Genomic DNA, 13,859 nt, shown 5'->3' on the forward strand with positions numbered 1-13,859 from the left:
GACTCTCACCATGAAACACGAACAGCTGTTAACGCTGTGCCAGCGCCATCACGCGGTGCTGTTGAATAATGACGTAGGGGAGCTGAATATTGCCGTCGTCGGCGCGCCGCCTGGAGAGCTGCTGGAGGCCCTACGCTTCGCGACCCAAAAGCGGGTCGATATTGAATGCTGGGACCAGCTGCGAATGGACAAATACCTGGAGCAAAATGCGCAAAAGGCGGCACCAACCGCTCCAGAAGAGAGTGATAACGTGGTAGTCAGACTCGATCGGCTCCTCAAGCAGGCGCTATCGCAGCGGGCATCCGATATCCATTTTGAACCTTCGGAACATTACCTGCGCATCCGGTTACGGGTAGACGGCGTGCTACACGCGCTACCCACGGTACCGCTGCCGCAGATGACGCCGCTGATTGCCCGCCTCAAGGTGCTCGGTAACCTGGATATTGCCGAACGTCGGTTGCCGCAGGATGGTCAATTTACGCTGGATATCGCTGGGAAGCCGCTCTCCTTTCGCATCTCGACGCTGCCCTGCCGCTACGGTGAAAAGGTGGTGCTGCGTCTGCTGCATAAGGTCGAACAGGCGTTAGATCTCCAGCGAATCGGCATGTCATCTGCAGCCTTAGCGCTATTTCAGACTTCGCTGAGCCAACCACAGGGACTTATCCTGGTGACCGGACCTACCGGCAGTGGGAAAACCGTCACGCTCTATAGCGCACTGCAAAGCCTTAACCATACCGGGGTGAATATCTGCAGCGTGGAAGACCCGATCGAAATTCCGCTGGATGGTCTTAATCAGACTCAGGTGAGCGTGAAAAGCGGGCTGACCTTTCAAAGCGTTCTGCGATCCCTGCTACGTCAGGACCCGGATATTGTGATGGTCGGCGAAATCCGCGACGGGGAAATGGCAGAGATAGCCATCAAAGCGGCGCAAACCGGGCATCTGGTGCTCTCAACGCTGCATACCAACTCAACGGTCGAAACCTTAATCCGTTTAGAGCAAATGGGGGTGGCGCGCTGGATGGTGTCGTCGGCGCTGGTGATGGTTGTTGCACAACGACTGGTACGCAAGCTATGTCCCCACTGCCGCCAGAAAACCAGCGATGAGCACACGTTCCCACACGCCCTATGGCCACGCCCGCTGCCGCACTGGGCGGCTCCCGGTTGCCGTCACTGCTACGGTGGCTATCAGGGGCGCCTGGCGCTGTTTGAGGTTCTCCCCGTCACCGCTCCCATACGCCAGGGCATTGCCAACGGCGCAACGCCTGCTGAACTAATGCAGCACGCCAGGCTGGCGGGAATGAGTACGCTCTTTGAAAGCGGCTGCCTGGCCGTGGAACAAGGACTGACGACGCAGGAAGAGCTGTTCCGCGTTCTCGGAATACCAAAAGATGAGTGAGCAGCTATGGTACTGGCAGGGATTAACGGCCAGCGGAGAGACACAAAGCGGCACCCTATGGGCCGCCCACCGTCCGGCGGCGCTGCTAGATTTGCAGCGCCAGCATATCACCGTGACCAAACTGAAGCGCCGTGCGGTCAACCGTGCCTTATGGCGAGCACAGCATAGCTGCGCGGTTATCAGCCAGCTCGCCACGCTGCTACAGGCTGGGCTTACGCTCTCCGACGGGCTGACGCTTCTCGCTGAGCAGCACCCTGCGCCGCAGTGGCAGGCGCTGCTCAGTACGCTTGCTGAACGACTGTCACAGGGCGTCTCGCTCTCCGAGGGCCTTCAGCAGTGGCCGCAGGCATTCCCTCCACTGTATCTATCGATGATTCGCACCGGCGAAATCACCGGTAAATTAGAGCACTGCTGTCTGGCGCTCGCCCATCAGCAGAAGGCCGAACTGCTGTTAAGAGCCAAAGTAAAAAAAGCCCTGCGCTACCCGCTGATTATTCTGTCGCTCGCCGTGCTGGTGGTTATGGCCATGGTCGGGTTTGTGTTGCCAGAATTCACCGCTATTTACCGCACCTTTAATACCCCGCTTCCCGCGCTGACCCTCGCGGTAATGGCCACGGCGGCATTCGTTGAGCGGTGGTTTGTGTTCATCATTGGAATCCTGCTTTTACCCTCTGGAATCAACGTCGCGTTACGTCACCATCCACCCTGGCTTCGCCTCCGCCAGCGGGTACTATTGGCGCTGCCAGTAATAGGAACACTTATCCATCGGCAGAGGCTTAGCCAGATATTTACCGTGCTGGCGCTTACGCAACGCGCGGGGATCGCGTTCTTACAGGGGCTGGAAACCGTAGAAGAGACGCTAAACAGCCCGTGGTGGCAAGATGTCGTGACAAAGTTACGCCAGGAGATAGCGCAGGGCAACGCTATCTGGCAGGCGATGGAAAACAGCCGTGCTTTTACGCCCTTGTGCTTACAGTTGGTGAGAACCGGCGAGGCGTCCGGTGCGTTGGATGACATGCTGGAGAATCTGGCGCGCCATCATCATGAACACACGCAAAATGTAGCCGAGAATTTAACCGCGCTGCTGGAGCCTGCGCTATTGATTGTGACCGGGGTGATTATCGGGACGCTGGTGGTGGCGATGTATCTGCCCATTTTTCATCTGGGCGATGCCATCAGCGGCGGGATGGGATAACGCTGGCGCAGGGTGCGCCAGCGTGAGCGAATTACAGGCTGTTGAACACGCGGTTCTCTTGTTCCTGTACGCGGATAAAGGTGGTGCGTTTGGTCAGCTCTTTTAAGCGCGATGCCCCAACGTAGGTGCAGGCAGAGCGCAGGCCGCCCAGGATGTCACGCGCGGTATTATCAACCGGGCCGCGCAGCGGCAGCTTAACGGTTTTGCCTTCGGCCGCACGGTACTGCGCAACGCCGCCGACATGACGCTTCATCGCTGACTCAGAGCTCATGCCGTAGAACAGCATGAATTTTTCGCCGTTTTCTTCCACTACGGTGCCGCCGCTCTCGTCGTGACCGGCCAGCATACCGCCAAGCATCACGAAGTCTGCGCCGCCGCCGAATGCCTTAGCGACATCGCCCGGCATAGTGCAACCGCCATCGCTGACGATTTGGCCGCCGAGGCCGTGCGCCGCGTCGGCACATTCGATAACCGCAGACAGTTGCGGATAGCCCACGCCGGTTTTCACACGGGTGGTGCACACGGAACCAGGACCGATACCCACTTTCACGATATCAGCGCCGGACAGAATCAGCTCTTCACACATTTCACCCGTCACCACGTTGCCTGCGCAGATGGTTTTGGTCGGCCAGGCCGCACGTGCTTTTGCCACAAACTGAACAAAATGTTCGGAGTAACCGTTCGCGACGTCAATGCAGACGAAGTTCAGCGACGGATGCAGTTTCAGGATCTGCTGCGTTTTTTCGAAGTCAGCATCGGAGGTGCCAGTTGATACCATCACGTGACGCAGGATGTCTTCAGACTCAGCCTGAACAAACGCGCTCCACTGTTCAACGGTGTAGTGCTTGTGTACGGCGGTGAGAATATCGAAAGAGGCCAGTGCTTTTGCCATCCCGAAAGTGCCCACGGAGTCCATATTCGCAGCAATGATCGGCACGCCAGACCAGCGTTGTCCTGAATGTTTAAAGGTGAATTCGCGTTCCAGTTCAACATCGGAACGGCTTTTAAGAGTAGAGCGTTTAGGGCGGATAAGAACGTCTTTGAAACCTAACTTCAGATCTTCTTCGATACGCATGTGCGAATTCCTGGGGTTAATGGCAATTAAATTGAGAGCACAACTCCAGTAATGCAATCATACGCACTAATCAGGGCTTCGCAAGACTGCGAATTTCAGTTTTTTTACGCTACAATCCCATAAATTTACCTGGCGAATAGTACCGTGCAACATTGATTCACGCGTACCGGCCTGATAGTTTTTTAACCAAATGATTTTTATACTAAAAATTCAGGGCTAAGCGGTATGACTTACACAGTAGCGTTAACGGGCGGCATCGGTAGCGGCAAAAGTACAGTCGCAGATGCGTTTTTTCGCCTGGGTATTTACGTTATTGATGCCGATATTATTGCCCGTCAGGTGGTCGAAACGGGTACACCGGCGCTAGCGGCTATTGCTGAACATTTCGGCGCATCTATTCTGACCGAGGAAGGCACGCTAAACCGTCGCGTGCTGCGCGAACATATTTTCGCCCATCCTGATGAAAAAGCCTGGCTAAACGCCCTATTACATCCCCTCATCCAGCAGGAAACGCAGTGCCAGCTACAGCAGGCTACCTCGCCTTATGTGCTCTGGGTTGTTCCTTTGCTGGTGGAAAATAGACTCTACGAACGGGCCGATCGCGTACTGGTCGTCGATGTATCACGTGAAACCCAGATTCTGAGAACCATGCAGCGTGACCAGGTGTCACGAGAGCATGCGGAAAATATCCTTGCTGCCCAGGCCACTCGCGAAGCGCGTCTGGCGGTAGCTGATGACGTCATTAATAACAACGGCACACCAGATGCGATTGCATCGGATGTCGCTCGCCTTCACGCCCTCTATCTTGAGCTCGCGGCACAGGCTGTATCACAGGAAAAATCGTAATGCACACCCACATCCTTTTTGAGCATCCCCTGAACGAAAAAATGCGTACCTGGCTGCGTATTGAATTTCTGACGGAACAATTGAACGCCAATTTACCCATCAGGGATCACGCCAGCGCACTGCATTTTTTTCGCAATGTAGGGGATTTACTGGATGTGTTCGAGCGCGGTGATATCCGCACCGAACTGCTCAAAGAACTGGAACGCCAGCAGCGCAAACTGAACGCCTGGAGCGAAGTTGAAGGCGTGGACTTAACCCGTATTGATGCTCTGCGCCAGCAGTTAAAGAACAGCAGCAGTATCCTGATGGCCGCGCCGCGCGTAGGGCAATTTCTGCGTGAAGACCGGTTGATTGCGCTGGTTCGCCAGCGTCTGAGCATTCCGGGCGGCTGCTGCAGCTTCGATTTGCCAACGCTGCATATCTGGCTGCACTCAAAGCAGCATCAACGCGATGTACAGGTTGATACCTGGCTGGAGAGCCTGGCGCCGCTGAATCAGGCGCTGTCGCTGATTCTCGATCTGGTACGCAACTCCGCCCAGTTCCGCAAACAGACTAGCCTTAACGGTTTCTACCAGGACAACGGTGAAGATGCCGACCTGCTACGCCTGAAGCTGGAAATTACCTCGCAGCTGTATCCGCAGATCTCCGGGCACAAGAGCCGCTTTGCCATCCGCTTTATGCCGCTGGATAGCGAGCATGGCCTGGTGCCAGAGCGCCTGGATTTTGAACTGGCCTGCTGCTAAGGAGAGACCATGACTGACGTCACCACGGTAAACTGCCCAACCTGCAACAAACCGGTTATCTGGGGCGAACAGAGCCCCTATCGTCCGTTCTGCTCCAAACGCTGCCAGCTGATCGATCTCGGCGAATGGGCGGCTGAAGAGAAGCGTATTCCAAGCAGCGGCGACCTCTCCGATAGCGACGACTGGAGCGAAGACCAGCAGTAAACCACAGGTAGCCCGGCCAAGCGTAGCGACGCCGGGGACTTCCCGGAGTCGGCGCTAACGCACCTCGTCCGGGCGACAAATCTTACTCTGCAATCAGCTTTTCAATCACCGGTGCGTTCGCAGGCGGAAATTCCTCCGCGACCAGTTTCTGCTGCGCCACCCAGCGTCCCGGCTGCCCTTCTTTACCCCACGGCTCGCCTTCCCAACCGTCAACCAACCAGAACCACAGCGTGATGTGGCGGTCCGGGAACTGATACTCCAGCTTATCAAACTGATGCAGCGACGTGGCAGCGATACCTACCTCTTCCTGCAGTTCACGGATAACCGCATCCTGAGGCGTTTCGCCTGCCTCAATTTTCCCGCCGGGAAACTCCCATTTATGGGCCATATGTGCGTCGGCAGCACGCTGGGTAATGTAGATCTCACCAGCGGTATTGCGAATGATGCCAACGGATATTTGCAGTATTTTCATTTTGTCTTATCCATAAAAAAGGCGCAGTCATCTGCGCCTTTTATCTTCTTATCGTAACCTTAGCTCAGACGGCCGTGGCACTGTTTGAATTTTTTGCCAGAACCACAAGGGCACGGATCGTTACGACCCACTTTACGATCGCCAGTTTGTGCAGCCAGATCTTCTGCAACGGCTTCGTCATCGCTCTTATGGCTCAGTTGCTGCATCTGCGCCAGACGTTCAGCTTCCAGACGACGCTGCTGCTCCATCTCTTCAACCTCTTCCGGCATGCGAACCTGAACCTTGCTCAGGGTGCTGATCACTTCATATTTCAGTGACTCCAGCATCGCAGCAAACATGGCGAAGGATTCACGCTTGTATTCCTGCTTTGGATCTTTCTGCGCATAGCCACGCAGATGGATGCCCTGACGCAGGTAGTCCATCGCCGCCAGATGCTCTTTCCACAGGGAATCGAGCGTCTGCAGCATCACGCCTTTCTCGAAGTGACGCATCATTTCGGTGCCAACCACTTCTTCTTTACGCTGATAAACCTCAACGGCGCTGGCCAGAATACGCTCACGCAGCGTCTCTTCGTGCAGCTCAGGCTCTTTGTCCAGCCACTCAGAGATAGGCAGTTCGAGGTCGAAATCGTTCTTCAGACGTTCCTGCAGGCCAGGGATATCCCACATCTCTTCCAGAGACTGCGGTGGAATGTGCGCATCGATGGTCGCTTTGAAAACATCTTCACGGATACTGTTGATGGTTTCGCTCACGTCAGACACGTCCAGCAGTTCGTTACGCTGGGTGTAGATAGCGCGACGCTGGTCGTTGGCAACGTCATCATATTCCAGCAGTTGCTTACGAATATCGAAGTTGCGGCTTTCTACTTTACGCTGTGCGTTGGCAATCGCTTTAGTCACCCACGGGTGTTCGATAGCTTCGCCCGGCTTCATCCCCAGTTTACGCATCATGCCGGACACGCGGTCAGAGGCAAAGATACGCATCAGGGCATCTTCCATGGACAGGTAGAAACGGGAAGAACCCGCGTCACCCTGACGACCGGAACGACCACGAAGCTGGTTATCGATACGACGAGATTCGTGACGTTCGGTACCAATGATGTGCAGACCACCTGCCGCCAGAACGGCGTCGTGACGAACCTGCCAATCGGCTTTAATCTGGGCAATCTGTTCTGGAGTTGGATCTTCCAGCTGTGCGACTTCCGCCTGCCAGCTGCCGCCCAGCATAATATCGGTACCACGACCCGCCATGTTGGTGGCGATGGTCACGGCAGAAGGATAACCCGCCTGAGCAACGATATCCGCTTCGCTGGCGTGGAATTTGGCGTTCAGCACGTTGTGCTTGATGCCCGCTTTGGTCAGCTCATGGGAAACCACTTCAGATTTTTCGATAGAGATAGTACCGACCAGCACCGGTTGGCCTGCGGCAGTACGCTCTTTAATATCTTCGATGATCGCCTGAATTTTTTCCGCTTCGGTCATGTAGACCAGATCCGGCATATCTTTACGGATCATTGGGCGGTTAGTTGGTACTACTACGGTATCCAGCTTGTAGATGGAGCTGAATTCGAAGGCTTCAGTGTCCGCCGTACCGGTCATACCGGCCAGCTTTTCGTACAGACGGAAGTAGTTCTGGAAGGTAATAGATGCCAGGGTCTGGTTTTCGTTCTGGATCTCAACGCCTTCTTTCGCTTCTACCGCCTGGTGCAGACCATCGGACCAGCGACGGCCCTGCATGGTACGACCGGTGTGTTCATCGACGATGATAACTTCGCCATCTTTGACGATGTAGTCGACGTCGCGGGTGAACAGCACGTGGGCACGCAGCGCAGCGGTAACGTGGTGCATCAGCATGATGTTAGCCGGAGAGTACAGGGACTCGCCTTCTTCCATAATGCCTTCGTTCACCAGCAGTTCTTCAATCAGCACCAGACCGCGTTCGGTCAGGTTTACCTGACGAGATTTTTCATCTACAGAGAAGTGACCTTCACCCTGGAAGGTATCGGAATCTTCCTTCTCCTGACGCACCAGGTGAGGGATGATTTTGTTCACTTTCTTGTACATTTCGGAGCTGTCTTCCGCCGGACCGGAGATGATAAGCGGCGTACGCGCTTCATCGATCAGGATGGAGTCAACTTCATCGACCAGCGCATAGTGCAGTTTACGCTGTACGCGCTCTTCCGGGCTGAATGCCATGTTATCGCGCAGGTAGTCAAAACCGTATTCGTTGTTGGTACCGTAGGTGATGTCCGCGTTGTAGGCTTCGCGCTTAGCAGGAGCCGGCAGGCCGGACATGTTGATACCGACGGTCATGCCGAGGAATTCGAACAGCGGGCGGTTGTTTTCGGCGTCACGCTGCGCCAGATAGTCGTTGACGGTAACCACGTGCACGCCCTTCCCGGACAGTGCGTTCAGGTAAGCCGGCAGCGTTGCGGTCAGGGTTTTACCTTCACCAGTACGCATTTCAGCGATGCAGCGGTCATTCAGAACCATACCGCCGAGCAGCTGCACGTCAAAGTGACGCATACCGAATACGCGCTTACTTGCTTCACGAACCACCGCAAACGCTTCTGGGATCAGGCTCTCAACAGATTCGCCTTTCTCAATGCGCGCGCGGAACTCGTTGGTTTTCGCTTTCAGCTCGTCGTCGGAGAGTTTTTCCATCTCCGGTTCCATCGCATTGATGATGCCTACAGCTTTGCGCATACGGCGCAGGGTACGGTCGTTACGGCTACCAAAAACTTTGGTCAATAATTTGATTAACATAATAAAATCTCAAACGCCCCGACATTTCGGAGTCAGAAAAATAAAGGATATAAAGCGGTTATTTTCAGACGAGGCGCTGCGGCCCGGCGCGGATGCCCTGCACCTGGCTTATCCAGGTCGGGATACTAAAAGCGCGAGGGGGTAATGCAGGTAAAATGACGGCCTGGGCGATCACCGCCGGCGGCTGACTTTCAACATTGAGTAACGCGTTGAGCGTATCGAGCAGAGCCAGATGCTGTGCAGCCTGAAGCGGCGACGCGGGCTCGGTGACCGGTGACGCAGTAGGCGCCATGGCAAAAGAGAGGTGGCGAATAACCGTGCGAATGGCATGCTGATGCCAGTAGTCCACGCTAAAGGATGGGCGGCGGTTGTTCTCAAGGCGCGCCAGCTGCGTGAAGTCGATTTTCTGCGACGGATGATGGTTACTGGTGGTTTCGCGGGCAGGCGACGCCGGCTCGGTATTACTCGCAAGCGCAGGCAAGCCAAAACTGGCAGCAACCATCCCCAACAGGAGATGCGGCCAGAAGTAGCGTCTGCCAAACTGTCGCCAACGCGTCAGCATTCCACTCACGTAATGTTCCACCTTCGGTTTTAAGTACCGTTATTCTATTTTCGCGCCAAGATATTATCATTAATGCAGCGCTGCGACAGCAGGAATGACGAAATCATCACCGAAAAACGGGTTAAGAAAGCAGCGGTTGCACAGGAGTGTGATCTTTGCAAAGACACTGACGGCGGGAAAAGGGAGTTTCGAGCGCTAAAAAGAAAAAACGACTGGTTCCCTGACCGGAGAGAGTGCCAGGTTGCCAGTCGAATTTACGCGATGGTCAGGCTTACGCCAGAACCATTGATGGTGCTTTGAACGCCAGCGGCAGTTCTGCGTCGTCCTGGAAGGTCACGAATTCCCAAGCTTCCTGTTTTGCCAGGACCGCTTGCAGAAGTTTGTTATTGAGCGCATGACCGGATTTGTACGCGGTAAATGCACCAATAATGTTGTGACCACACATGAACAAGTCACCGATAGCATCCAGCATTTTGTGACGAACGAATTCATCTTCAAAACGCAGGCCGTCTTCGTTCAGTACGCGATAATCGTCAACAACGATGGCACAATCGAAGCTGCCGCCCAGGCACAGGCCACGGGACTGCAGATATTCGATATCACGCATGAAACCGAAAGTACGGGCACGGCTGATCTGGCGCATGAACGCATCTGCGGAGAAGTTCATCGCATAACGCTGCGTGCTGGAATCAATCGCCGGGTGGTTAAAGTCGATGGTAAAATCCAACGAGAAACCATTGTACGGTTTGAATTCAGCCCACTTATCGCCATCTTCAACGCGAACGGTGTCTTTAATACGGACGAATTTCTTCGCGCAGTTCAGTTCATCGATGCCGGCATCCAGCAACAGATAAACGAATGGCGCAGCACTACCGTCCATAATCGGGATTTCTGGTGCATCGACTTCAACAACGATGTTGTCGATACCCAGGCCCGCCAGCGCGGCGTTGAGGTGCTCTACGGTAGAAATCCGCACGTCATGCTCGTTGACCAGGCAAGTACAGAGCATAGTATCACGCACAGATTTGGCATCGGCCGGGAAATCTACCGGAGGATTCAAGTCGGTGCGACGATAGATGACCCCGGTATTTGCCGGCGCAGGGCGTAACGTCAGTGTGACCTTTTTGCCGGTGTGTAAACCGACGCCAGTCGCCTGAACGATACGTTTAAGAGTCCTTTGTTTGATCATCGTATAATCTCGCCAAATTAACTATCCAACCGAAGTGTATAACACATTCGGTGGGCCAGTTTAGCACAAAGAGCGCAGATTCCCAACTTCCAGCTAATTCTTAGTCAGCTTGCTTACGCAGGAAGGCAGGGATATCCAGGTAATCCGGTTCTTTGGTGGTCTGCGGCGTATTGTCGTTGACCACTTTAGCTGCCGGTTTCTGTTCTTGCGTCAGCGGCGCCATTCCATGCTGCTGATAGCGATCCAGCGCGGGCTGCTGCGTCTGCTTGTTGGTCACCAGGGTAATCTCTGGACGCTTGTCCATGCCAATACCGGTGGCAACAACGGTAACGCGCAGTTCGTCGTTCATATCCGGGTCAAGGGACGTACCGATAACCACGGTCGCATTGTCCGACGCAAACGCACGGATAGTATTACCTACGGTTTCGAACTCATCCAGGCGCAGGTCGAAGCCCGCGGTGATGTTGACCAGAACGCCACGTGCGCCGGACAGGTCGATGTCTTCCAGCAGCGGAGAAGAGATAGCCATTTCAGCCGCTTCTTCCGCACGGTCTTCACCGCTTGCCACACCGGAGCCCATCATCGCGTAGCCCATCTCGGACATCACGGTACGGACGTCCGCGAAGTCGACGTTCATCAGGCCAGGACGGGTGATCAGCTCAGCGATACCCTGTACCGCGCCTTTCAGCACGTCGTTCGCCGCGCCAAACGCGTCGAGCAGGGAGATACCGCGACCCAGAACTTTCAGTAACTTGTCGTTCGGGATGGTGATCAGGGAGTCCACGTGCTTGGACAGTTCGGTAATACCCTGCTCCGCAAACGCCATACGCTTCTTGCCTTCAAAGTTGAAAGGCTTAGTCACGACAGCAACGGTCAGGATACCTAAATCTTTAGCCACTTCAGCAACCACTGGCGCTGCACCGGTACCGGTACCGCCGCCCATACCTGCTGCGATAAACACCATGTCTGCACCGTCTAACGCTGCACGCAGTGCTTCACGGTCTTCATCAGCCGCGTTGCGACCGACTTCTGGGTTTGCCCCAGCGCCCAGACCTTTGGTAATACCGCTACCGATCTGGATAGTCTGGCCAACCGCCGTTTTACGCAGTGCCTGCGCATCGGTGTTAACAGCAAAAAACTCAACACCTTCGATGCGTTCGCGCACCATGTGTTCAACGGCATTACCGCCGCCGCCACCGACGCCGATGACTTTAATCACCGCGTCGTTGGTCAGTTCCATAGGTTCAAACATAGTTTCTCTCCGTTTTGTGCCTGTCGCCCGAGACCGTGAATTGTGCATGGGTCTCTTTAAAAATTAAAACTCTTTGCGTAACCAGCTATTCAGTCGTTTGATCCACGATCCGACCGATGCGGTGACGCGCTTTTCTACCTCTGCTTCACCACTTAAGTGGGATTCTTTCCCGTAGTGCAGCAGGCCCACCGCCGTTGAATAATACGGCTCCTGGGCATAGTCCGTCAGACCAGTAATATTCAGCGGCGCACCAATACGAACCTGCGTATGGAACACTCGCTGTGCACAAGCCGCTAACCCTTCAATTTGCGCTGCGCCACCGGTCAATACAATCCCCGCCGCTAGATGGTGTTTGACACCCTGCTGACGAAGCTGTTCCTGTAACTGTAAAATCTCTTCATTGACGAGGTTCAGCAGCTCGGTATAACGCGGCTCAATGACCTCTGCCAATGTCTGGCGCTGCAGGCTACGCGGCGGACGACCGCCTACGCTTGGCACTTCAACGCTCTCATCTTTGCCCACAATGGAGCCCAGCGCGCAGCCGTGGCGCACTTTAATGGCCTCAGCATCGCTCGGTGGCGTGCCAAAGGCATAGGCGATATCGCTGGTCACCACATTCCCTGCGTAAGGGATCACTTTGGTGTGACGCAGCGCGCCGCCGGTATAGACCGCGATATCCATTGTACCGCCGCCGATGTCCACAACGCAGACACCCAGCTCACGTTCATCTTCCGTTAACACGGAATAGCTGGAAGCCAGGCCAGCAAAAATCAGCTGATCGACCTTCAGGCCACAACGCTCCACCGCTTTGACGATATTTTTCGCCATGTCGTTGTGACAGGTAATCAGATGTACCTTCGCCTGCATACGCACACCGGATAAGCCTACCGGGTTTTTGATCCCTTCCTGATAATCAATTGCGTATTCTTGCGGAATGACGTGCAAAACACGATGTTCATCACGTACGCGAACGGATTTCGCCGTGTGAACGACGTTCTCCACGTCTTCCTGCGTGACCTCTTCTTCTGAAATAGGCACCATACCTATCTCATTTTGACAGCTAATGTGCTTACCGGAAAGCGCCAGATATACCGAAGAGATCTGGCAATCCGCCATCAGCTCCGCCTGGTCGATAGCGCGCTGTGCGCATTTCACTACCGACTCAAGGTCGTTAACCCCGCCTTTATCCATACCACGGGACGGACAACTGCCGACCCCAATGATATTAATCACTCCGTCGGGCAGAACTTCCCCTACTAAAGCGGCTACTTTTGCAGTGCCAATCTCCAGTCCAACTACCAGTTTTCTGTCCGTCGCCTTGATCATTGTTGTTCTGCCTGTGCCTGATTCTGTTGTTGATTAGTATCCGCCGCAGGAGCAGGTTCCCAGCCTACTGCCGCCCCCGAGTCATAACGCAAATCAACATAACTAATCCGATTACCGTCTGTTTGCGCCTGCTGCTGTAGCACCGGGTACAGTTCTAAAAAACGTTCCAGCCGCTTCATCGTATCGCCCCGTCCCAGGTTCAGCTTGATACCGTTATCAAGCGTCAACTGCCACGAACGGCGCGCGGTCATCGCCGCAACCTTCAACGTGAACTTCCCTTTCGCGAGCATCGCACCCATGTCGTGATAGCCCTGCAATACTTCGCTTGCGCTGCCCTCAGGGCCATAGAGCATAGGTAAAGTTTGCTTACTGGTACGATCGGCGGGAACGCTAAAGGCATTCCCCTCGGCATCCACCATGTGCTGATCATTCCAACGTGCAATGGGCACATATTCAACCAGATGAATCTTCAATTCGTCCGGCCACTGCTTTCTGACGCTTGCCTGTTTAATCCACGGCAAGCGTTCAATCTGACTCTGGACGATATTCACATCCTGAGTCATAAAGGTTCCCGGCGATCCCAATGCCAGAATGGACTGTCGAATATCATCGTTACGCGTGTAATGACGATCGCCAGTCACCACCAGTTTTGAGATGGGCAATCGTTGCGCATCTTCCATCCAGCCCAGCACGACCCAGCCGCTAACAAACACGGTACACAACACCGCCAGCAGGAAAACAATTCCCACCAGATGCGTTCCATTATTGCGCCGTGAAGCGGCATACTCTTCCTCTTCTTCACGGTTCCGCGTATTCAGCGCAGCCTGCGACATA

13 protein-coding genes are annotated in these 13,859 nt (G+C 54.7%); 5 read left to right on the plus strand and 8 right to left on the minus strand.

Annotation, left to right across the window (positions count from 1 at the left end; translation table 11 throughout):
- Positions 1-10 precede the first annotated feature (10 nt).
- Both gspE and hofC read left to right on the plus strand, forming a co-directional pair.
- Positions 11-1,396, plus strand: coding sequence for a type II secretion system protein GspE (gene gspE / locus V6940_RS11795; protein WP_333495976.1), 1,386 nt, complete (start codon positions 11-13; stop codon positions 1,394-1,396).
- The gene (hofC, locus tag V6940_RS11800) at positions 1,389-2,591 is read left to right on the plus strand and encodes a protein transport protein HofC (protein ID WP_333495977.1); all 1,203 of its coding nucleotides are present in this window, start codon (positions 1,389-1,391) and stop codon (positions 2,589-2,591) included. The genes gspE and hofC overlap by 8 nt, the downstream gene beginning before the upstream one ends.
- Positions 2,592-2,622: 31 nt before the next feature.
- On the opposite strand, the gene V6940_RS11805 is transcribed toward hofC, so the two are convergent.
- A complete protein-coding gene (locus tag V6940_RS11805; RefSeq protein ID WP_333495978.1) occupies positions 2,623-3,666 on the minus strand; it encodes a GMP reductase in 1,044 nt (347 codons plus the stop codon).
- Positions 3,667-3,891: 225 nt separating this feature from the next.
- On the opposite strand from V6940_RS11805, the gene coaE reads away from it, so the two are divergent.
- From coaE to yacG, 3 genes are read left to right on the plus strand one after another with little or no spacing between them, the layout of a single operon-like run.
- Entirely contained in the window at positions 3,892-4,512 is a 621-nt protein-coding gene (coaE, locus tag V6940_RS11810) for a dephospho-CoA kinase (RefSeq protein ID WP_333495979.1), read from the plus strand.
- Complete coding sequence (gene zapD / locus V6940_RS11815; RefSeq protein WP_333495980.1) at positions 4,512-5,255, plus strand: cell division protein ZapD; 744 nt, start codon at positions 4,512-4,514, stop codon at positions 5,253-5,255. Before coaE ends, zapD begins: the two co-directional genes overlap by 1 nt.
- Before the next feature lie 9 nt (positions 5,256-5,264).
- On the plus strand, positions 5,265-5,459 hold the full coding sequence (gene yacG, locus V6940_RS11820; protein WP_333495981.1) for a DNA gyrase inhibitor YacG: 195 nt from the start codon (positions 5,265-5,267) through the stop codon (positions 5,457-5,459).
- An 82-nt stretch (positions 5,460-5,541) separates the two neighbouring features.
- Here yacG and mutT read toward each other — a convergent pair whose 3' ends face one another.
- The 7 genes from mutT to ftsQ form a co-directional block, all read right to left on the minus strand.
- Positions 5,542-5,931, minus strand: a complete 390-nt coding sequence (gene mutT, locus V6940_RS11825) for an 8-oxo-dGTP diphosphatase MutT (RefSeq protein WP_333495982.1) — start codon at positions 5,929-5,931, stop codon at positions 5,542-5,544.
- A 59-nt stretch (positions 5,932-5,990) separates the two neighbouring features.
- The gene (gene secA, locus V6940_RS11830; RefSeq protein ID WP_333495983.1) at positions 5,991-8,696 is read right to left on the minus strand and encodes a preprotein translocase subunit SecA; all 2,706 of its coding nucleotides are present in this window, start codon (positions 8,694-8,696) and stop codon (positions 5,991-5,993) included.
- Positions 8,697-8,760: 64 nt separating this feature from the next.
- Positions 8,761-9,267, minus strand: a complete 507-nt coding sequence (secM, locus tag V6940_RS11835; protein WP_333495984.1) for a secA translation cis-regulator SecM — start codon at positions 9,265-9,267, stop codon at positions 8,761-8,763.
- A 262-nt stretch (positions 9,268-9,529) separates the two neighbouring features.
- Positions 9,530-10,447 (minus strand): UDP-3-O-acyl-N-acetylglucosamine deacetylase, encoded by a 918-nt coding sequence (gene lpxC, locus V6940_RS11840; RefSeq protein ID WP_185668542.1) that lies wholly within the window; start codon positions 10,445-10,447, stop codon positions 9,530-9,532.
- A gap of 100 nt (positions 10,448-10,547) precedes the next feature.
- Positions 10,548-11,699 carry a cell division protein FtsZ gene (gene ftsZ, locus V6940_RS11845; protein ID WP_035893043.1) on the minus strand — a complete coding sequence of 384 codons (1,152 nt, stop codon included), beginning with the start codon at positions 11,697-11,699 and terminating at the stop codon, positions 10,548-10,550.
- 63 nt (positions 11,700-11,762) lie between these two features.
- Positions 11,763-13,025 (minus strand): cell division protein FtsA, encoded by a 1,263-nt coding sequence (gene ftsA / locus V6940_RS11850; RefSeq protein ID WP_185668543.1) that lies wholly within the window; start codon positions 13,023-13,025, stop codon positions 11,763-11,765.
- A complete protein-coding gene (ftsQ, locus tag V6940_RS11855; RefSeq protein ID WP_220440743.1) occupies positions 13,022-13,858 on the minus strand; it encodes a cell division protein FtsQ in 837 nt (278 codons plus the stop codon). Before ftsQ ends, ftsA begins: the two co-directional genes overlap by 4 nt.
- Position 13,859: the final 1 nt, after the last annotated feature.

Origin of the sequence: Kluyvera sp. CHPC 1.251, from assembly GCF_036759945.1 — a bacterium.
In the GTDB taxonomy this organism is placed as follows: Bacteria; Pseudomonadota; Gammaproteobacteria; order Enterobacterales; family Enterobacteriaceae; genus Kluyvera; species Kluyvera sichuanensis.